This window comes from Propionibacterium sp. oral taxon 192 str. F0372, from assembly GCF_000413315.1.
Taxonomy (GTDB): domain Bacteria; phylum Actinomycetota; class Actinomycetes; order Propionibacteriales; family Propionibacteriaceae; genus Brooklawnia.
The window spans coordinates 729548-749196 of the sequence record NZ_KE340297.1; the positions used below are offsets into that span (position 1 = coordinate 729548).

The 19649-nt window shown below is 60.9% G+C and carries 17 protein-coding genes; 12 read left to right on the forward strand and 5 right to left on the reverse strand.

Annotated elements, in window-relative coordinates; all coding sequences use genetic code 11:
• Positions 1 to 147: 147 nt before the first annotated feature.
• The 4 genes from HMPREF1531_RS03355 (at position 148) to HMPREF1531_RS03370 (ending at position 4992) form a co-directional block, all read left to right on the forward strand.
• Complete coding sequence (locus HMPREF1531_RS03355) at positions 148 to 1041, forward strand: ATP-binding cassette domain-containing protein (protein ID WP_051123320.1); 894 nt, start codon at positions 148 to 150, stop codon at positions 1039 to 1041.
• Positions 1038 to 1859, forward strand: a complete 822-nt coding sequence (locus HMPREF1531_RS03360; RefSeq protein WP_036897112.1) for an ABC-2 family transporter protein — start codon at positions 1038 to 1040, stop codon at positions 1857 to 1859. Before HMPREF1531_RS03355 ends, HMPREF1531_RS03360 begins: the two co-directional genes overlap by 4 nt.
• Positions 1860 to 1861: 2 nt before the next feature.
• Complete coding sequence (locus HMPREF1531_RS03365; RefSeq protein ID WP_016668496.1) at positions 1862 to 2620, forward strand: ABC-2 family transporter protein; 759 nt, start codon at positions 1862 to 1864, stop codon at positions 2618 to 2620.
• Positions 2621 to 2766: 146 nt separating this feature from the next.
• Positions 2767 to 4992, forward strand: a complete 2226-nt coding sequence (locus HMPREF1531_RS03370; RefSeq protein ID WP_016668497.1) for a 6-phosphofructokinase — start codon at positions 2767 to 2769, stop codon at positions 4990 to 4992.
• Between the two features lie 153 nt (positions 4993 to 5145).
• Here the strand turns inward: HMPREF1531_RS03370 and HMPREF1531_RS13540 are convergent, their stop codons facing one another.
• Positions 5146 to 5604: a hypothetical protein gene (locus HMPREF1531_RS13540; RefSeq protein WP_156860156.1), complete on the reverse strand. Its 459-nt coding sequence runs from the start codon at positions 5602 to 5604 to the stop codon at positions 5146 to 5148.
• A 637-nt stretch (positions 5605 to 6241) separates the two neighbouring features.
• Here HMPREF1531_RS13540 and HMPREF1531_RS03380 point away from each other — a divergent pair.
• Both HMPREF1531_RS03380 and HMPREF1531_RS03385 read left to right on the forward strand, forming a co-directional pair.
• Positions 6242 to 6829: a TetR/AcrR family transcriptional regulator gene (locus HMPREF1531_RS03380; protein ID WP_016668499.1), complete on the forward strand. Its 588-nt coding sequence runs from the start codon at positions 6242 to 6244 to the stop codon at positions 6827 to 6829.
• A 17-nt stretch (positions 6830 to 6846) separates the two neighbouring features.
• Positions 6847 to 8031 carry an MFS transporter gene (locus HMPREF1531_RS03385; protein ID WP_016668500.1) on the forward strand — a complete coding sequence of 395 codons (1185 nt, stop codon included), beginning with the start codon at positions 6847 to 6849 and terminating at the stop codon, positions 8029 to 8031.
• Here the strand turns inward: HMPREF1531_RS03385 and HMPREF1531_RS03390 are convergent.
• The gene (locus tag HMPREF1531_RS03390; protein ID WP_016668501.1) at positions 8019 to 8711 is read right to left on the reverse strand and encodes a 4'-phosphopantetheinyl transferase family protein; all 693 of its coding nucleotides are present in this window, start codon (positions 8709 to 8711) and stop codon (positions 8019 to 8021) included. The genes HMPREF1531_RS03385 and HMPREF1531_RS03390 overlap by 13 nt on opposite strands.
• A 375-nt stretch (positions 8712 to 9086) precedes the next feature.
• On the opposite strand from HMPREF1531_RS03390, the gene HMPREF1531_RS03395 reads away from it, so the two are divergent.
• The 3 genes from HMPREF1531_RS03395 (at position 9087) to HMPREF1531_RS03405 (ending at position 12305) form a co-directional block, all read left to right on the forward strand.
• Positions 9087 to 9440, forward strand: coding sequence for a VOC family protein (locus HMPREF1531_RS03395; protein ID WP_016668502.1), 354 nt, complete (start codon positions 9087 to 9089; stop codon positions 9438 to 9440).
• 159 nt (positions 9441 to 9599) lie between these two features.
• Positions 9600 to 10337 carry an RCC1 domain-containing protein gene (locus HMPREF1531_RS03400; RefSeq protein WP_016668503.1) on the forward strand — a complete coding sequence of 246 codons (738 nt, stop codon included), beginning with the start codon at positions 9600 to 9602 and terminating at the stop codon, positions 10335 to 10337.
• Positions 10338 to 10571: 234 nt separating this feature from the next.
• Positions 10572 to 12305, forward strand: coding sequence for an ABC-F family ATP-binding cassette domain-containing protein (locus HMPREF1531_RS03405; RefSeq protein ID WP_016668504.1), 1734 nt, complete (start codon positions 10572 to 10574; stop codon positions 12303 to 12305).
• A 171-nt stretch (positions 12306 to 12476) separates the two neighbouring features.
• Here HMPREF1531_RS03405 and HMPREF1531_RS03410 read toward each other — a convergent pair whose 3' ends face one another.
• Together HMPREF1531_RS03410 and HMPREF1531_RS03415 are read right to left on the reverse strand one after the other, a co-directional pair.
• Positions 12477 to 12896 (reverse strand): HXXEE domain-containing protein, encoded by a 420-nt coding sequence (locus HMPREF1531_RS03410; RefSeq protein WP_016668505.1) that lies wholly within the window; start codon positions 12894 to 12896, stop codon positions 12477 to 12479.
• A complete protein-coding gene (locus HMPREF1531_RS03415; RefSeq protein ID WP_016668506.1) occupies positions 12889 to 13422 on the reverse strand; it encodes an HXXEE domain-containing protein in 534 nt (177 codons plus the stop codon). The genes HMPREF1531_RS03410 and HMPREF1531_RS03415 overlap by 8 nt, the downstream gene beginning before the upstream one ends.
• A 73-nt stretch (positions 13423 to 13495) precedes the next feature.
• Between HMPREF1531_RS03415 and HMPREF1531_RS13545 the strand changes: the two genes are divergently transcribed.
• The 3 genes from HMPREF1531_RS13545 to HMPREF1531_RS03425 all read left to right on the forward strand — a co-directional run bounded on the left by HMPREF1531_RS13545 (position 13496) and on the right by HMPREF1531_RS03425 (position 19108).
• Positions 13496 to 13669, forward strand: a complete 174-nt coding sequence (locus HMPREF1531_RS13545) for a hypothetical protein (protein WP_016668507.1) — start codon at positions 13496 to 13498, stop codon at positions 13667 to 13669.
• Between the two features lie 178 nt (positions 13670 to 13847).
• The gene (locus HMPREF1531_RS03420) at positions 13848 to 14834 is read left to right on the forward strand and encodes a SagB/ThcOx family dehydrogenase (RefSeq protein WP_016668508.1); all 987 of its coding nucleotides are present in this window, start codon (positions 13848 to 13850) and stop codon (positions 14832 to 14834) included.
• A complete protein-coding gene (locus HMPREF1531_RS03425; RefSeq protein WP_016668509.1) occupies positions 14831 to 19108 on the forward strand; it encodes a non-ribosomal peptide synthetase in 4278 nt (1425 codons plus the stop codon). Before HMPREF1531_RS03420 ends, HMPREF1531_RS03425 begins: the two co-directional genes overlap by 4 nt.
• A 275-nt stretch (positions 19109 to 19383) precedes the next feature.
• On the opposite strand, the gene HMPREF1531_RS03430 is transcribed toward HMPREF1531_RS03425, so the two are convergent.
• On the reverse strand, positions 19384 to 19614 hold the full coding sequence (locus tag HMPREF1531_RS03430; RefSeq protein ID WP_016668510.1) for an acyl carrier protein: 231 nt from the start codon (positions 19612 to 19614) through the stop codon (positions 19384 to 19386).
• Between the last annotated feature and the right edge of the window lie 35 nt (positions 19615 to 19649).

Here is a 19649-nt window from a genome sequence, read left to right on the forward strand (position 1 = left end):
AGCCATCGCCAACCTGCTCCTGCGTACCGCGCCTAAGGCCCGATGATGGAAGATACGCTATCTGGTGTGCCCGCAACGATTGAGCTCACAGGTGTCAGCAAGACATTCCGGCAGCGACGAGGGTCTCCACTGGATGCTCTCACGCACGTGGATCTCGTCGTTCGCCCCGGAGAGATCCACGGTCTGTTGGGCCGCAACGGGGCAGGCAAATCGACCCTGGTGAAGCTCGTATGTGGTCTCCAGCGCCCAACGGCTGGCTCGGTGCGCACCCTCGGCCAGGCTCCAGACCGCCGCCGTCAAGAAGTAGCCCGCCAGATCGGCGTCGTGTTCGGCCAGAAGTCTTCCTTATGGTGGGATCTCAGTCTCGCCGATAATCTCTCCACCCTGCGCGCGTTATATCGCGTGCCGATCGAGGAATATAAGAAACGCAAACAGCGGATCGTGGATGGGCTCAACCTCGGTGGTGTCATGAATCGCCCGATCCGCCAACTGTCGCTCGGCGAGCGGGTCAAGTCCGAATTAGCCGGGGCACTCTTGCATGCCCCACGCCTGCTCGTGCTCGATGAGCCCACGATTGGTTTGGATGTTGTCTCCACATGCCATCTGCGCAGCTGGCTGTCGTCGGTCGTGGCCAATGATGGCGTGTCAGTCTTGTTGACGAGCCATGACGCGGGAGATATTGCCGCTCTTTGCCACCGCGTGACGCTCATCGAACAGGGAACTGTGGCCTTCGTCGGCTCGGTCGATGACCTACGTGGCACAGTAGTTGGTGGGGTTTCTGTGCGGCTTACCGCCACCGAACGCAGCTTGAGCGATGCCGAGTTGACCAGACTCGAGGTGGTGAGCCAGTGGGAGGGGTGCTGCGTCGATGTCACCAACGACCACAGTCGAGTCTCACTGTCGGGCCCAGCAGAGCGTCATGACGATCTCATCCAACTCGCCCTCGAATTGAAGCCCAGTCACAATGGGTTGGTCCTGGAGACGTCGGCCCCCACGCTCGAAGATGCCTTGCTGAACCGCTTCCAGCAGACGGACCGATGATGCTCGCGATCACCTCGGCACGCAGCGCCCTGGCATATGCCCGGGCCGAAGCACGCACCATGATCGTCGACCGCGGCGCGTTGGCCGTGGACATGGTCTTGGCCACTGCGGTGCCGATCCTCCTGCAGGTTGCCGTCTGGTCAGCCATCTTCGCCTCGGGCTCGGATGTGGGTATCGATCTAGCCTCCCTCATCAGCTATTACGTCTTCGTCGTCGGCCTCAGCCGTATCAACAACGGCTATGACGTCGTCGAGCAATTCTCCGAGGCTGTCCACAGGGGAACCCTCGATCCTCACCTTGTCCGGCCCCTGCCCTATTGGCTCCAGCGTCTAGCCGGATTCGTCGGCGGCAGCACGGTCTACCTCGTCGTTATGGTGGTCGCGCTGGGCATTGATGTGGTGGCACGGCCGCTGCCCCGCGATGTCTGCGTATTCGACATCCTGGCCTTCCTGCTGGTCGCCCTGGCCGTGCTCCTGGTCAGTCAGGTCCTGACTTTCTTCGTGGCATTCACACTTGCCCTCTTGGTCGCCTGGTCGACCCGCCCTGATCTAGCGCTCTCGCTGCTGATCCTGCTCCAGACCGTCCTTGGGGGAACTGTGCTGCCTCCCGGTCTGTGGGGTGGCAGCCTGCGCTGGTTCATGACTCACAATCCGTTCGCGTATATGTTGGCCGCTCCAGCCGAGTTCCTGAGTTCGCGCGACGTGGGGCTCGCGATCCCCTCGCTGCTTGGCGCACTGGCCTACATCGCGATCTTCGCGTTTGCTTCCTGGATTTTGTGGCGCGTCATGATGCGCCGCTTCGAAGGCGTGGGCGGGTGAACATGAAATACGCGGTATCCAGTGTGCGCAGCAGCCTCCAATATCGGGCGAATCTGTATGGCTTTTTGGTCATTACCGTGGTGACCTACGCCTTCCGGCTGGCATTCCTTGAACGCCTGGTCGATATCGGCGACGGACAGGTGGGCGGCTGGAACCGCTCCCAGGTCCTCAACCTCTACTACGTAGGGCTGATCGTGAGCCTGATCTCCTGGTCGCTCGCCAGTTCGGTCGACACGTTCTTCAGGCATGCCCACAAGGGTGATCTCGATGGCCATCTGATGCGTCCTGTCTCGGTCTCGACCATCCTGATGCTGCGCTGGGCCGCCGGCCCCAACCTGCTAGGTCTCGCCCTGGTACTTCCGCTCGCTATCGTCGACCGGTGGGGCATGATCACCAGCATCGGTCCGCTGAGACTGAGCCTTGCGGGGCTGGGGATCGTCTTGGCGGTGGTCTCGGTCGTCAGCGCGATGGTGATGACCTACAGCCTGACGTTGATCCTGCAGCGCGAGATCCCTGTCGATTACATCTTCAGTGAGCTATTCCGACTGGTGCAGGTGCCACCCACGGTCTTCACAGGATCCTGGTCCGGCCTATTAGTCGTCGGTCTCCCGATGGTGCTGGGTGTCTGGGCTCCAGTCTCGGTGCTTGAAGGGTCCTTCCTGCCGCTGTTGGGGTTGGCCGTCGTAGCCGTCCTCACCTTGGTGGCCGCTATCTGGGCTGTCCGAAAAAGCCTGGCCCACTTCGACGGGCTAGGGGGATGACACGCAGTACATAGTCGGTTCAGGGGTCGCGAAGGCAACGGGACCGCATCGAGGTCTTGGACGGCAACCCGATCTTCACCCAGTGACCGGGGCCCACCCCTGCCCATAGGCTGGTGGTGTCGTCACGACACAACGAGGGGTGGCAGATGACAAACCAGGCACCGGTCCGTATCGGGGTACTCACCAGCGGTGGCGATGCCCAAGGCATGAATGCCGCGGTGCGCGCGGTGGTGCGCGCGGCAATCAGCCGGGGCGCGGAGGTTTACGCCATCTTCGAGGGCTATCAAGGCATGATCGACGGCGGCAATGGCATCCGTCGATTCGGCTGGGATGATGTCGGTTCCATCCTGGGCAGTGGTGGCACCGTCATCGGAACTTTCCGCTGCAAGGAGTTCCGCACCCGTGAGGGCCGGTTGAAAGCTGCCCGCAATCTCATTGAACGAGGCATCGACCGGCTGGTGGTGATCGGCGGCGACGGCTCGCTCACCGGGCTGGACACATTCCGGGCCGAATGGCCGTCGTTGCTCGGCGAGCTCCACGCCAACGGCTGGATCTCCCAGCAGACCAAGGAATCCCATTCCCGGTTGATCATCGCCGGGCTGGTGGGGTCTATCGACAACGATCTGGTGGGCGTCGATTCGACGATCGGTGCAGACACCGCCTTGCACCGGATCATGGAGGCGATCGACGCGATTTCCTCGACGGCCGCATCCCACCAGCGGTCCTTCGTGCTGGAGGTGATGGGCCGCCACTGCGGCTACCTGGCCCTGGCCGCAGCCATTGCCGGTGGTTGTGACTACGTGCTCATCCCGGAGAACCCACCCGCCCCTGGCTGGGAGACCGAGATGTGCGAGGCCCTCAGGGTCGGGCGTGCCCGTGGCCGTCGCGATTCGCTGGTGATCGTCGCCGAGGGCGCCACCGACCAGCAGGGCAATCCGATCACCTCCGCCCATGTGCGTCAGGTGATCGAGGACACCCTCGGCGAGGACACGAGGGTCACCATCCCGGGCCATGTGCAGCGTGGCGGCACCCCGTCGGCCTATGACCGCTGGGCTTCGACGTGGCTGGGGGCCGAGGCCGTGGATGAGGTGTTGGCGCCAGCGGAGCCCGACGTCGCCAAGGTGATTGGCATCCTGGGCAGCGGTGTGGTCCGTATCCCCCTAGTAAAAGCGGTTTCCGACACCAAGCGGGTGCCCGAGCTGATCGCTGCCGGGAACTATGAGGCGGCCATGGCGGCCCGAGGTCCATCCTTCAACGAACTCTTCGATGTCTTTGGCGAGTTATCCATGCCAGCATCTTTCACCGCACCCTCCGGCGCTAAACGCATTGGGATCGTTCTTGCGGGAGGGCTGGCCCCGGGAATGAACACCGCATCCCGGGCAGCCGTGCGGCTCGGCATCGCCCGTGGTCACCGTATGGTCGGCATCCACAACGGGTTCTCCGGGCTGCGCAAGGGCATCATGAGCGAGCTGGGCTGGGACGACGTCGACGGGTGGAGCGGACGCGGCGGGGCCGAGCTGGGTCTGCGTCGCGGGGTCCCGGTCACCGAGGACCTGTACCAGATGGCCCGCTCGCTGGAGGACAACCACATTGACGCGCTGCTGGTGATCGGCGGCTGGAATGCCTATCAGGCCGCCTACCTGCTGCATGCCGAGCGGGACCGCTACCCGGCCTTTCAGATCCCGCTCGTCGCGATACCGGCATCAATCGACAACAATCTTCCGGGCACCGAGGTGGCCATCGGCACCGATACCGCCCTCAATGTAAATGTCGAGGCGATCGACCGGATCAAGATGTCCGGGTCGGCAACCACGAGATCATTCGTCGTGGAGACCATGGGTCGCTACTGCGGCTACCTGGCCCTGATGAGCGGCCTGGCTGGCGGGGCTGAGCGGGTCTATCTCAACGAGGAGGGCATCTCGTTGTCGGCCCTCAATGCCGACGTCGACTGGCTCAAGGCCTCCTTCGCCGCGGGACGGCGGCTCTTCCTGGCCGTGCGCAATGAGCGGGCCTCGGAGTCGTACACCACCGAGTTCATCGGGCGACTCCTCGAAGGTGCGGCCGATGGCGCCTACGATGTGCGCACCCACATCATTGGTCATGTGCAGCAGGGCGCCGATCCGACCCCCGCCGACCGGCTGCTGGCCACCCGCATGGCGTCGGCAGCTCTCGACCAGCTGGGCACCGCGCTGGCCTCCGGCAAGGGAGGAGGCTGGTATCTGGGCCTCCAGGATTCCCACATCGGATGCCACCCGCTGGCCCACATGACAGAGCACATCGATACCCAGCACCGACGCCCCATCGACCAGTGGTGGATGACACTGCGCCCCGTGCTGAGCGCGATGGCCGACGAACCACCACGGCAAAATTGACGAGCGCACACCACCATCAACAACAACACTCATCACCGCCGTGAACCTGAGCCGACCTGCGTTCCGGATCACGATCCGCGAAGGTTACCTGCCGAGGGTGAGATGCGCTCCCTTTTCGGCTCACATCAGCACTGCACCCTCGGCGCCCCGGACCTAAGACTTGGGACGACGGCGGCGTGTTGTCGGCGCGGTGGTGGACCCGAGGAATGAAGGGGCCACCCAGTTCTGGCGAAATGTTTGGATGCACTGGCTGGCTCTGACCCGGTCCCTGGAGCAATGAGCAGCCGCCTCCAGCTCGCAGGCTGCAGCAGCGGATTCCCGCGCATCGCCGAGCACATATATGTCCACTAATTGTCTGGCCCCGCGATTGTCGTGGAAACGCTCAATGACGACAAGGTCACCATCGGGATCTGCCGCAACCGGCTGGTTCGCCTCAAACTGGTCAAGGTCGGCCACCTCGGCAAACCGCATCCACGACTCACCCGCCACAATCCCCAAGAAAGACAGATCGGCGATGCTGGGGCCGATCAGTTGGGCGTCCACCTCACCAAAGGTCCGGTATCTCGACCATGTGCCAATCCACGACGAGGATGCGATCTGTCGAGCGGTCATCTCACGTAGTGTCGCCCGCAGCCTTGACCGCTCGGACGATGAGACCGACTCACCTCGTCCACCAGATAGCAAATCGATAGCTGCCTCGAGTGTCCTGCTCGACCACTTCCGTCCACGCGATGTCGTCCGGATCCATGCCTGCACGGCAAGGTCGTCTGTAGTGGCCTGTCGCCCGAGTACCCGGGCCGTGCCCAGGCTGCCATTCCCCAATGCCCGCTGCACGGTTCGCAGGCTCACTCCGGCAATCTGCGCTGCGCCCGCGACGGTCAACTCCATGCAGATAACGTCGCATGAGCGACGCTTTATGCCAATCACTTGGCCAGGGACACAACACCAAAGTCATGCTGTGACTCCGTCACGGCTCAGCAGGCCGTGGCGGCACGCTCCACCCAAAACGACCGCCGCTAACGATCTGCTGACCACCAACCTGGTGGCGCTAGTAGTGCTCACCACCGTCTACCAAACAACGCGGTGTGGCTGTCATCTCACGAACCTCATCGCCAGATGGACCGCACGCCCAATGCAATGGTTATGCAGATTCCACCCCGAGCATCGATGTAGCGATGCGGCTGCTTGCATCACTGCTGACCGGGGAGAAGAGTTCACAACACTCATACATACATGCTAACCTGCATGTATGAGACGGTCAGTTGAGGACGCGGAGCGCACGCGTTTGTCGTTGTGCGAAGCTGCGCTGATGGTCTTCGACGCGAAGGGATGGCGTGGGGCAACATTCGAGGCGATCTCGGAAAGAGCGGGAGTGACCCGCGGCGCACTGCACCACCACTTCCGCAACAAGGCCACGCTCCTGCGCGAAGCCCTCGCCTGGGGCTGGGGCGAGTACGGCGACCAACTGTTCCCGTCCGAAGTGACCCCAGATGCAGCCACCGGGCTATCGAGCCTGCTGTCGGAGTATGTGCATCTGTTGAGTACTGACCCATTATTCCGTGCGCTGGCATCTTCGACAGTGCTCGTCGCACCGCAGGCATTCGACGATGCGTCGGAGAAGGGAGCCGGTCTGGATGACTGGCATGCCCGCCTGACCGAACTAATCCTCGCCGACACCTCCGTGACGAGCACACTGCCTCCCGCACAGACAGCGGGGCTGGTACTTGTCCTGCTTCAAGGGCTCACCGTGACCGCGGTGACCCGCCCACAAGACCTTCCACAACCCCCACACTGCGAAAGCGCGGTCGCTGCGCTGGTTCGGGGGCTGCTGTCCTAGAAAGACCATTACTAGACATGAAAACTTCACATACCGCCCCCACGGGAGGCACCACTCCCACGCGCGCGCTGATCGTATCGTCCGCAGCGTTGTTCACGGACATGCTCGTACACGGCCTCGCAGTCCCAGTCCTGCCGCTCCTGCCCTCGGTCGTTGAGGCAGGACCTGCAGCAACCGGGGTCCTGTTTTCCTCCTATGCCGCTGCGATGATCATCGCAACCTTGTTCGCCGGGCTCATCGTGGACCGATACGGTCCGCGCACCCCGCTACTGATCGGCCTTGCCGGGCTCGCTATGGCGACGCTGCTGTTCGCCACAGGAGGTCCATACTGGCTCCTGCTCGTTGCCCGCCTCGCCCAAGGCATCGCAGGTGGCATGTCTTGGGTCGCCGCGCTGTCATTAATCGCGGCGACCACTCCCATGGAAAAGCGCGGCCAGTCAATGGGCATCGCGCTATCCACCGTCACCCTCGGTGTTTTGATCGGGCCGCCGCTGGCCGGGTTCCTGGTCGAACACTTCGGCACCGCATCACCGTTCCTATTCGCCACCGCCGTAACGCTCTCAGATGGGATATTGCGGATTGTGCTCGTGAAGGACTCACCCCACGTGACCGACGACACCGCCGGGCCACTCGCGGTACTCAAAGTGCCAGGGTCATTCTCCATTGTCCTGGCCGTCGCAGTCGGCGCAGCCGTACTGTCTGCCATTGAGCCCGTCTTACCTGTTCACCTTGGCGCGAGCACGCTGATAGTCGGATTGCTCTTCGGTCTCGCGGCCCTCGCTTCGATCATTGCTAACCCCATAGTCGGTCGCCTAGTGGCCACCGCATCCCCGCGGCTGCTCATTGGCACCGGGGTCGTCGCGGTTGCGGCAGCACTCACAGTGACCGGGTTCGCCACTGAACTGTGGCAGACCTGCATCGGCATGGTGCTTCTCGGTTTCTCCTCTGCGTTACTGCTGGCTCCGGCTACGACTCTCATCAGCGAACAGGGGTACAAATCCAAGCCGCAGACACTCGGCGGGTCTTTTGCGCTGTACAACCTCGCCTACGCTGCAGGACTCGCAGGCGGCCCACTTTTCACCGGCATCACTACCGGGCTGTGGGGGTTCACCGCAGCTATGGTGATCACCGCCGCCGCACTCGCGGCGATCGGTGGGGTATCACTGACACGGCTCCCAGAAGGAACACATCAAGCCAAGTAGTCCCGGCTGAGTCGCTTACCTGAGTCGAGGGATGGCAGCACCAACGCGGTGACCAGGTGACCTTGATCGGCCAGCCATCTGCCGTGCGCCCCATCGAGCATTGGGCATGTCCTAGCGTTGTCGCTGAGGGCATGCACCGTGAATGCACCAGTCGGGCGGTCGACCATCACCGCGACTTCTTCGAAACCCAGCCACCGACGCATCACCGGCCACCACGCCTTGTACACCGATTCCTTAGCCGAGAACAGCAGGCGATCCCATGCATGGGAAGGATCAATGGCTTGGAGGGCCTTCAGAAGCCGACGTTCCCTTGGCAGCGAGATCTCTTTCAGGACGCCCTCGGGCGTGGGGAGATCCGGCTCGGCGTCTATGCCCATGGATAGCCATTGGGACGAGTACCCGGCGGCGGCAGCTCGGTAGCCCTCGCAGTGAGTCATCGACCCGACAACTCCTTGCGGCCACTGCGGGCCGTGCCCAGATTTCGACGGCATCGGGGTCCGAGCCATGCCCAGATCACTCAATGCGCGGCGAGCGCATCCACGCACCGTCGTGAATTCGAGGACCCGCCGCTCAACCGCGTGTTCGATACTGGATAACTCTTCATCGAACAAGGCCTCCTCGATCTCCTCGAAGGTGTCAGCGGAGGCCACACCCTCCGGGAGCACTCGTTCGATCACCATGGCCCCATCATCCCCCACTCCCGTTCAGCCGCCTTCTTCCCGGCGATACCCAGGGCTGACCGCGAGACACTAGATCAGTACGGTCTCGGCAAGACCAGCTGACTGGCTGGTCACGATCACATCCGCCCGGCAAAAAGCACAATTCTTCAGCGTCAGATACGGCATACCTATATCTTTTGGCGCACGACCCTGCCCACACCCTGTAAACAGACAAAAGTTTCTAACCCGGCCATCGTCGTAGCAATCCGGCTTTTCGACGTTCAGGTCGAGACCCCAAAAAGGCTTGTGCGTTCCGGCAGGCTGATGACAGCACCTCCGGCGCTAGCAATTCATACAGTATTGTGTTGAGGTGAATGGCATGCGAAGGTGGGTGGCATGCGAATTAATCGAGTTGTCCCTAATCTCACCGTCACTGATCTGGCGAAGGCAATCGCCGAGCACACTGCTGTTTTTGGGCTCAGGCCAGTTATGGATCACGGGTGGATCGTCACCTTGGCGGATGACGATGGGCATCAACTGAGCCTCATGACACACGATGCCTCAGGCCCGGTGAACCCTGAGGTTTCCGTTTTCGTCGATGACGTGCACGAAGCCTTCGATCGCGCGCGTCGCGCCGGTGTTGAGATTGTCCATCCGCTCACGGAAGAACCTTGGGGCGTGACTCGCTTCTTCTATAAGGCCAGCGACGGGCGAGTCATCAACGTGGGTATGCACACGGATGAGCGCTGAGCTGCTGCCGCGAGTGCTTCGTTCCACCAGACTGGTGCCGTGCAAACAACCGTCGCCAATCACCCACCAGTCCTGGCTGCGGGATGCCGCCACAGTGTCGGTAGACGAACCGATGGCAGTGTATTGGCTGTAGGCAACGGAGCTGCGGGCGAATGCTCCGTGTCCGACTGGTCAGATGTGGTGGCTGTGGCCGCCGGGAACGTGCATGCCTTCAGTAATACTGGCAAGTCTCACACCCTCGGCCTGCGAGCAGACGGAACGGTGCTGGCCACCGGATGGAATGCCCATGGACAGTGCGATGTCACCGAATGGGTAGGCATCCGCGCCATCGCAGCCGGGTGGCGTTTCTCCCTCGGCATCACCACCGACGGCCACGTCGTATCTACTGGTCGCGGCGCGGAAGGACAAAGTGCTGTGGACGACTGGGTCGATGTGATTGCAGTAGCCTGCGGCGACTGGCACAGTCTCGGTCTCCGCGCCGACGGGACGGTCGTCGGGGTCGGGAACAACCAAGCCGGGCAGATCAATGTCGCCAACTGGCATGAAGTGGTCGACATATCCGCCGGATACCAGCATTCCCTCGGGCTCACCGCCGACGGGCTGGTTCTGAGTACCGGCACGGCAGCCGGTAATGGCCCCGACGTGGGCTTATGGAAGGACATCGTCCACGTAGCAGCAGGCAGCCACCACAGCATCGGCCTGATGCAATCCGGTCTCGTCGTGACAGCAGGCTCCAACAGTCACGGACAGTGCAACACCCACACATGGCGAGACATCGTCGCTGTCGATGCGGGAGCCACCCACACCCTCGGCCTGCGCGCAGACGGCACCGTCCTGGCTACAGGCGGAAATGACCATGGTCAGTGCAACGTTCTCGACTGGACCCGCATGGGCTGAGGCCCTGATACGGCTTCGAGCCAAGGTAGCGTGAATCCGAATCACCGAGAAGTATGAAAACCGGCTACTACCTCCAGAGAAATTCTGGCAACTATTCAACAACCACCCGCTTTTTCCTCGCTTTGACACAGCCCCGACATCGGAGCAGCTTGTGATAGCCTCATTATTTTAAAGCTCTCATTTCAGTGCTCGAGTTCGCATCCAGCTGGCGTTGCCTATGAGATTGGAGATTTGGTGTCGCTTTCTTCTGCCGGTAGCACCGCGGCAACCCACGTCCGCGTCGATGGGGTCTCCGTTTCGTTCGGTGAGCGTCGAGTCCTTACCAACGTGTCATTCACGATCTCAGGCGGTGAACGCCTGGGATTGATTGGCGAGAATGGATCCGGAAAGAGCACCTTGCTGCAAGTTATCGCCGGTCTGATCGAGCCCGATGCGGGTACGGTACAGATCAGCGTTCCTGGCGGGCACGACGCCCGGCTCGGCCTCCTCCATCAAGAGCCTCCTTTTGCGCCCACCGCAACGGTCACCGAGGCACTCAACGATGCGGTCGCCCCAGTCTTGGCCGCCGCTGCGGCCTTGGACCGTGCAGCAGATGCGATGACGGCGGCTCCGACGGACAAGACTGCCATCCAGACCTATGCGGATGCCCTAGAGAAAGCCGAACGACTCAGCGTGTGGGATATCGACGCCCACGTCGAGGAGACGCTAGCCGGGCTCGGGCTCGCCAGCCTTCCGAGAAACCGGCGGACCGCACAGCTATCTGGAGGACAGCGCGCGCGGCTCGCGTTGGCCTGGCTCCTGCTCTCTCATCCCGATCTGCTGCTGCTAGACGAACCGACCAACCACCTAGATGACGCAGCTACGGAGCACCTGTGCAGCTCGCTGGCCGCCTGGAACGATCCGGTGCTTATCGCGAGCCACGATCGTGCTTTCCTCGATGAAACAGTGACCGGACTGGCCGACCTGGACCCGGCGCCGATCCCGCAGATGCTCGGAAAACAGCTACTCGGCGACGACACCGGATCCGGGATCGGCGTCACCCGTTTCACCGGCAGCTACACTGAATTCAAGCAATACCGGGCAGATGCGCGGGCCCGCTGGATCAATCAGTTTCAGACCGAACAGGCGGAACTCAAACGACTCTCCGCATCACTCCACGAAAGCCACAGTGTGGGGCATCAGGGCCGCAAACCGCGCACCGAGGCAGGCATGGCAAAGAAGTTCTATGCCGACCGCAACGCCAAGGTCGTCTCCCGCAGGGTGAACGATGCACGTTCTAAGCTAGAAGACCTCCGAGCGCGGCAAATTCGCAAGCCGCCGAAGGACCTGACTTTCAAGGGGCTGACGGCTGCAGCGCCGGATGCCAAAGCACCATCTGCAAACTCTGGCGCCATCCTCGTCGCAACGAACGTCTTTGTCGCTGGTCGGCTCCCCACGACATCGATCACTGTGGGCGCCAGACAAAAATGGCTAATCACCGGCCCCAACGGATCCGGCAAATCCACCCTCTTGCAGGTTCTCGGCGGCAACCTGGAGCCGACCAGCGGAAGCATCACCCTCGCCTCCTGGGCGAGAACCGGTCTTCTCGCTCAAGAGGTCTCCCTCCCCGATCCCAACCATCGAGGCCCGTCTCGGACGGTGCGACAGGCCTACAACGAACTCGTCGGACCTGAACTAGCCGAGCGCGTTCCTCTGAGTACCTTCGGCCTGATCGCAGGGCGAGACGAGAATCGTCAGATCGGGGTCCTCAGCGTTGGCCAACAGCGACGATTGGCCCTAGCGACGATTCTCGCGGACCCGCCTGAGATTCTTCTCCTCGACGAACCGACCAACCACCTTTCCCTGGCGCTGGTCACCGAACTCGAAGCCGCGATACCCGATTATCCGGGAGCGGTGTTGATCGCATCACACGATCGATGGCTACGCCGACATTGGACAGGTGATCTGCTGGAACTGGGCGCACCATAGCCGCAGAAGCCGTTCAGCACATCGCGCGAGACGGACCGCCGCTGCTGGCGTTTTCGAAGGTGACCGCGGCCCTACCTCAGGATTCCGGGTCCACCCCGACAAGTCTCACGGCTCTTACCCTGCACACCAAGTCTCGGATCGACGACGAAACGACGGCGGATTCTGACGGTCTCAGCGGGTCAGCGTCCAGATCTTCCGAAAGACGATGAAGGCCCCCGGAAGCCCGGGCAGGATCGACGTTGCAGTACCCGGCATAAAGGATCGGGTGCGCACCGACACCGTGATATGCATGCAAAATGCAGCAGCCCATCCGATGACCAAGGCACTGGTCACCCATCGGGTGGCGGTGGCGCTGCGGCGGGTCAGCCGGTAAGCGAGCCACACCAACCCTGCCTGAGCGGCAATCACCCCGGCCCTGACACGAATGTCCTCCCCGGCCAGGGGGTTCGGACGGATGTGGGCATCAAGGCGTGGGAATCCAGTGCTGCCGACGCGGTCGAGCCACGCCGCCATGCTGATCGCGACCTCCTCGGACTGGTGAATCCCGAGCAGCATCGCCGTGAGCGCCCAAGCCCGATCACAGTCAGTCATGATTGCGCGTCCTTAGCACGTGCGAGACCAGCGCACCTGTGGCATGGGAGGCAGCCAGCCATCCCCCGACGACACACACGGCGCGCAGGGGTCTGACGGTTGAGGGCACCCCACAGGCGCGAAGGGCACGAATGGCGTACGCCAGTTGCGGCAGCACCACCGGCAGGGACGTCGCCGAACCCGTGGTGTAGCCCCTGGTGAGCGCCGCCATCGCCAAGTGGCCGATTCCGTGTAACCCGAAGACCCACTGGAAATCCTGGTACAGCCGACCGCGTCCTCTGGTGCGCACACCGTCCGCCACAGCGGCGGCGCATAGCCCGCCCATCATGGCGATCCCCACATTGACGTGGCGTTGATCCACCCGCCGGGACCACGAGGGCACCCGCACCCACGACGGCAGGCCATCCAAGGTCTTGTGCAGTGTCGGCACCAGCGTCACGATTTCTTCACCATCGTTGGCTACGAAGGACACCGCAAGCGACAGCGGGACTGCCCATCGCTGACGATCATCGAGTACTGCATCCATGAGAGTGGCTCCTTTCTCCCATAATTCTGCTACATATAGTAGCGTATTTCTCGACAGCAGACGAGGAGGAACGATGACACGGTCAGGGCACCTGCCTGCCCCGGACATCGAGGAAAGAGTTACTTCAGCCGCGCTGATGCTGCTGATCGTCAAGGGACACGCTGCTCTCTGCATCGATGAGATCGTCAAGGCTTCACGGGCGGCCAAGATGACCATCGCAGACGGTGGGGTTCCCTCGCCCACTTGACCGTCGACGCCATCGTGTCAATTACCACCGCGTTGAAATTAGAACCCACCGACGACCCGAGAGGTGACCTGCGTCCTGAGCGAGCCCTCGCCAGTACGACAAACCGCCATGAGCATCAACCCAGTGACCACCGAATCCACAAGCACTCATCCTGAGCAGCAACAATCGAGGAGTAGGAATGAACACGTCAACCACTGAGGGCCGCCTCTTCTGGAACCCCAGCGCGGGGGTGCGCCGATTGGGGCATTCCTGCAAGGTGGCCGGATGCACCTTCCCTGGGTCAGCGTCAGAAACCATCGAAGCCATCGCGGATCTGACAGCGGGCGGCGCGACGAGCGAGGAGATCGCTGCCTCATGCCCCGGAATCGGGGACGTCCACCGACTAGTGAGATCGTTGAGACAACTCGGTGTTCTCATCGACGCACCCATGGGCATCAAGCAGCTCGCACATGGCCAAGCGGCCATTCTCGGAGAGCCACTGCTCACAGATCAAGAACTGGTCGACCCCGAAAAGAATGCCGCTTTCCGCGCACGGCAGGCTTCTCGTCAACCAGCGGGGAACCGCAACGTCCCACTGCCGGAAACGCAACTACCCCCTTGGCTGGCCAACAGAAGATCTATACGGCGCTTCTCCACCAGTTCCGTGACTCGTCAACAGCTGGGTCAACTCCTTGCACCACTGCGTCATCGGCCATGCGCAGATCTTCCCGAAGGAAGACGCGGGTGGCCGAGCGCTGGGGGCTTGTACGAGATCGACTGCTTTCTTGATGTGAAACCCAACAGAGTCGAATCCATTGAACCAGGTATCTACGCCTTTGACCCGGTAGAGAATGCCTTGGTGGAGGTCGAAGGTCCGGGGAACTGGGGAGAATCCTTCCAGTATCTGTCCAATCGCGCGATCCACAACAGTTCCGCGATGACGGCCATCCTCGTGGTAGATCTGGTAGCTATCATGCCGAAGTACCACGACCTCGGCTACCTGCTGGCCTTGATCGATGCCGGAGTCGTGGCCGCAACGCTCAGTCTCGCTGCATGTGACGCTCATCTCGGCTCTTGTTGCATCGGCGACTTCGACTTCGACGGAACCCACGAGGTTCTTCACCTCACGAACACCCAGCAGGTCGTGCACGCGATCGAAATCGGAACTATGGAGGAGCAGGCATGACAATCAACACGGATACTCCCGAGATTCCCCTCACACAACTTCAGGAAGCATATCTGAAAGGCCGTGATCCGCAGGTGCCACTGGGCGGGGTTGGTACCGCTGGACATTACGACTATGCGTGTTGCGTCGATCCGGAAAAACTAGAACAAGCCATTAACACCGTCATCCAACGACACGAGATGATGCGAATGGTCGCCTGCCCACAGCGACGTACCCAGTATCCAATCATTCCTCCTCGCTACCGGGTACCAATCACTGACCTGCGGCATATGACCATGGATGAAGTTGAGCAGCATCTGGCCGAGATGCGTGAGAAGCGAGTCCTCGAGGTTATGGACGTCACCACTTGGCCATGCTTCCGTTTCTCCGTGTTTCTCCTCCCCCACGGAAAGCAGCTGCTAGCCGTAGACTTTGACTTGTTCTTCCTGGATGGACCAAGCATATTTGCGCTCTTTCAGGAGATCATGAACCTCATCGCAGATCCGTCCTCACAGATCACGAACCATGAGACGAATGAGCCTCGATTCGTGGACCTCTGCCAAGAAATCGAGGAAAGGCGGACTCATCGCCGTGACAAGGACCAGGAATTCTGGTTGTCCCTCTTCACTAACGCCCCGGAACCCCTCCCTCTTCCCCTTGGCCGGAATCTTGCAGGAAAACCTACCGGCATCTTCCGTCGGGTCCGTGAGATCCTCACGATCGATGAGTGGCAAGAACTCAAGGACAGATCCCGGGAACACGGTGTACCGCCAATCGGGACCATCGTAGAATCATACGTGGATGCCCTCCGCCGATGGGCTGGGGTACCCGAGTTCACCCTCAACTTCACTACTTCGAACCGGCCAGGGGCCACACATACGGGTGCCAAGGTCTTGGGAGAGTACACCTCGACGATGCTGTTTCCCGTGGAATCCCCTTCGGGGGACTACTGGACAGATGCCCGAGTACTATCACGCAACCTGAGTCACCTGCTGTCCCACCGTGGGTACAGCGGAATCAGCGTCGTAAAAGACCTGAAGACGCAATTCGGGCAGAACTTTTACCTGGCCGCCCCGGTAGTGTTCACCGGAATGCTGATGGACTCTCGGGGTTTCAACGATGGAGCTGCGGCCTTCGGGCCCGTCGTGTGGTCAGTTTCCTCCACCCCACAGGTCCTCATCGACTGTCAAGTGATCGAGACATCGAACGATGTGACGATCTCGTTGGATTACCGCGAGCCCTACATCGACGAACGAATTGCGCAGGCAATCCTTGACGACATTATGGCCATGCTCCGTGCCTGTCAGTCCGGTACGACTCCCGAGACTGCATGCTTACTGTCTGACGAGGATGCACGTTTGTGGGCCGATGTAAATTCAACAGAATGGGAACACCCAGACGGGCTACTCCACGACATGGTGGAAGCAGCCATGTCCACCAACCCAGATCGTCAGATCATTCGCGATGACCAAGGATGGCATACTAACCAAGAACTGCTCAAAGAAGCCGAAAACATCTGCCGGAGTCTGGTTGATATGGGTATTGGCGTCGGTGACTACGTCGCTGTCGACGGACATCGACGAGCACGCAGCATTGCCGCCATGCTCGCGGTTATGCAGGCGGGGGCTGCCTACATCCCCCTCGATCCACGCCAGCCCGATTTCCGCCACCAGCAGATACTTGAATCCAGCGATGCGTGCGCACGGATCACGTCGACGTGCATCACGCCGCTGCACAAAGGCTTGGGCACCAGGTCGAGGCCAATGACCTTGGACCCCGCGTATGCAATATTCACGTCGGGGACGACAGGAACCCCGAAAGGAGTGGTGATCTCCCACCGATCGGTTGTCAACACAATCTTAGATGTGCTTGAATCACACGCGATCGGTCCGGGCGACCGGATCGCCGGGGTATCCTCATTCTCCTTCGACCTTTCCGTCTTCGACATCTACGGCGCTCTCCTGTCCCAGGCACAATTGCTCCTTTATCCCGACCAGCGAGACATTCCCTCCTTAACAGAAGGCCTATGCCGCGATGGTATCACCGTGTGGAACACCGTTCCCGCCATCATGAGCCTGGTCACCGATGAGCTCGAGCGACGTGATGAGCAGTTACTCCAGCCCTACTGGAGGTCAAATGAAGCACAATACGTGGATATCCCTTGGGATCTACGCCTCGTCCTAATGAGCGGCGACTGGATCCCCGTCGACCTACCGGACAGGATTCGCGCACTAGCTCCGTCAGCGCGGGTGATGAGCCTAGGGGGCGCAACGGAGGGAGCCATTTGGTCGATCTGGTTCGACATCGGCAAGGTTGATCCAAGCTGGCGAGCCATTCCCTACGGTCACGCGATGAGAAACCAATCGATGTGGATCGTCGACCACCGCTTGAGACTCGCACCCGTGGGCTGCGTCGGAGAGATCTGCATCGGAGGTCAGGGCGTCGCATCTAGCTACCTCAATGCGCCCGACCTCACCGACAAGGCATTCGTCACAACCCCTGACCTGGGGCGCATCTACCGCACCGGCGACTACGGGCTCCTCGACCCAGATGGCGAGATCCGTTTCCTCGGACGACGAGATTCCCAGGTGAAGCTCAACGGACACCGCATCGAACTGTCCGAGATCGAGTCGAGCATCATCAGGTCATTCCCTGTCTCGCGGGTCTGCGTCGCGGTCAAGGAGGTTTCACCCAGCGCAAAAAAGGCACTGTGCGTGTACTACACCGGCGACACGGAGTTGTCCCTGGTTGACGTGCGGGACCAATTGCGTTCTCGTCTACCCGAATACATGCTCCCATCACACGTGATCCGTATGGACCAGCTACCAATGACCGCCAACTCCAAGGTGAATACGGCCCTTCTGCCTACGCCGATCAGAAGCAATTCAACCGATTCAACCCAGGAGGAAATGAACCCGCGCGAAGCCTTGATCGAGCGGTTGTGGTGCACCATCCTAGACAAGGAGTCATTGGACCTCGACGATGACCTTTTCTACCTAGGCGCCGACTCACTCAACGTCATCCAATTCCATTCGGAGTTGCGGAATGCTGGCATCAGGAGCCTCTCGGTCTACGACATCTTCGAAAACCCCACCATTAGGGGCCTCGCGGCACTCATTCCGCAGACCCATCAGATCCCCGCGCAGCCGACAATGTCAACACGGCTGTGGACAGCACAAGAGCACGCCCAGGCTTGGGAGTCGCTGGGAACTACCAAGAGACCACCGGTGCACAAGATTCTGCTCACCGGGGCCACCGGATACCTGGGCAGCTACCTGCTGCGAGAGGAATTGGAACGAGGCGTAGAGACCTGGTGCTTGGTCCGGGCAGACTCAGCGAGCCAGGCACAGGCACGCGTGGAAAGCACACTCAACGCCCGGTTCGGTGATCAGATTCCCCGCGATGCCCTGGCACGGATCCACGCCATACCAGGGGACATCACTTCCTCAATGCTCGGCATGTCCGAAGCGGCCCTGTCCTTCTGCTCCGGAGTGGACACGGTGATCCATGCCGCCGCTGACGTCTCCCATTTCGCGGCTCCGGGTCTGCTCACCGAGGTGAATGGCAATGCCATGCGGAATGTCATTGAGGTTGCCCAAGCACTGGAGAGCAACTTATTCCATGTATCCACATCGCAAGTCATGGGCATCGTCGAGGGGAATCAAGGGATCTTTGGTGAACTGAGTCGGGACGTGGGACAAACATTTATCGACCAGTACTCGTCGAGCAAGTTTTTGGCGGAACAGATCTGTTTCAAGGCCTTTGATGCTGGCTTGGGCGGTGCCGTCATGAGAGTGGGCAATCTCGCTTTCGACTCCCGAACCGGAGCGACACCCGACAACCCACTGGAGATCACCTTCACGGCACTCCTTTCAATTATCACCAGGCTGAATGCGCTTCCCGACAACTTGGCGACCATCGCGGATCTATCCTACGTCGACGTCGCTGCCAAGGCGCTGACAACCTTGATCCATGCAGAAAGCCTACCGAACAGTCGCGTGTTCCATATCATGAACGGGACACGCCCCGAACTCGGGATCATCCAACAGCTCGCGGGAGCCCCTTCGACACCCGTTCCGGCCAAGCAATTCCGGGCCATGGTGGAACGAGAGTTCGCAGATCACCCCGATGATGAGTGCCTGCGAAACTGCCTACTGAATGCCCATATCTGGGACGGGAACTACGGGATGGCCTTCTCAAGTAAGGAAACAAACAAATTACTGGCCTCATTGGGAGTGCATTGGCCGTCACCGCAGACCGTCGTCCCACCCGCGCTCGCCTTGATCGGAGTCTGATAACCTGGGTTTTTGCAGATGCGAGTGTGGGTCGGTGGCGGTGTCGGGTGTGGATGCGGGCCGAGGTCTTTAGGTGATGGAAGTTCCTACGCTGGCTCACCAAAGACCTCAAAGTGCCCCACGCTACCTTCCTTCACCTAACCTGACCACGTTGCGCCGTCTCGACAACCCCTGTCTGATCGTCGTCGGCCAGCATTTGTCCGGTCAGCGGATTCAGACCCGACCCACACCCCGACCTGCAAAAACCACCAACCTTCTTAAAGGCAAACCGCCAGTCAATCGGCATTCAGGGCCCGGTTGACCACCGAATTAAGATCGCCGACGGTTGCGATACCATTCAGTTCATCTACATCGATGCCCTTCCCTGTAGCCATCTCAAGATCACCCAAAGCTTGGATGAGGTCGAAGGAAGTCATTCCAAGATCTGTCACGAGATGCAAGTCCTCGCTCAGCTGGGTACCTGGCTCGCAGTACGCACCCAGTGCATCGATTAGGTGCTGGTTCATTGTGTCTTTTCCTTTCTCTAAAACCCGTTGGATGC

Excerpts from the sequence above, each read along its gene's own strand:
- HMPREF1531_RS03395 (WP_016668502.1), top strand. The coding sequence starts at position 9,087 with ATGCGAATTAATCGAGTTGTCCCTAATCTCACCGTCACTGATCTGGCG.
- HMPREF1531_RS03410 (WP_016668505.1), bottom strand. The coding sequence starts at position 12,896 with ATGACTGACTGTGATCGGGCTTGGGCGCTCACGGCGATGCTGCTCGGG.
- HMPREF1531_RS13545 (WP_016668507.1), top strand. The coding sequence starts at position 13,496 with ATGACACGGTCAGGGCACCTGCCTGCCCCGGACATCGAGGAAAGAGTT.
- HMPREF1531_RS03390 (WP_016668501.1), bottom strand. The coding sequence starts at position 8,711 with ATGGTGATCGAACGAGTGCTCCCGGAGGGTGTGGCCTCCGCTGACACC.
- HMPREF1531_RS03415 (WP_016668506.1), bottom strand. The coding sequence starts at position 13,422 with ATGGATGCAGTACTCGATGATCGTCAGCGATGGGCAGTCCCGCTGTCG.
- HMPREF1531_RS03420 (WP_016668508.1), top strand. The coding sequence starts at position 13,848 with ATGAACACGTCAACCACTGAGGGCCGCCTCTTCTGGAACCCCAGCGCG.
- HMPREF1531_RS03430 (WP_016668510.1), bottom strand. The coding sequence starts at position 19,614 with ATGAACCAGCACCTAATCGATGCACTGGGTGCGTACTGCGAGCCAGGT.
- HMPREF1531_RS03425 (WP_016668509.1), top strand. The coding sequence starts at position 14,831 with ATGACAATCAACACGGATACTCCCGAGATTCCCCTCACACAACTTCAG.
- HMPREF1531_RS13540 (WP_156860156.1), bottom strand. The coding sequence starts at position 5,604 with ATGACCGCTCGACAGATCGCATCCTCGTCGTGGATTGGCACATGGTCG.
- HMPREF1531_RS03360 (WP_036897112.1), top strand. The coding sequence starts at position 1,038 with ATGATGCTCGCGATCACCTCGGCACGCAGCGCCCTGGCATATGCCCGG.
- HMPREF1531_RS03380 (WP_016668499.1), top strand. The coding sequence starts at position 6,242 with ATGAGACGGTCAGTTGAGGACGCGGAGCGCACGCGTTTGTCGTTGTGC.
- HMPREF1531_RS03365 (WP_016668496.1), top strand. The coding sequence starts at position 1,862 with ATGAAATACGCGGTATCCAGTGTGCGCAGCAGCCTCCAATATCGGGCG.
- HMPREF1531_RS03385 (WP_016668500.1), top strand. The coding sequence starts at position 6,847 with ATGAAAACTTCACATACCGCCCCCACGGGAGGCACCACTCCCACGCGC.
- HMPREF1531_RS03370 (WP_016668497.1), top strand. The coding sequence starts at position 2,767 with ATGACAAACCAGGCACCGGTCCGTATCGGGGTACTCACCAGCGGTGGC.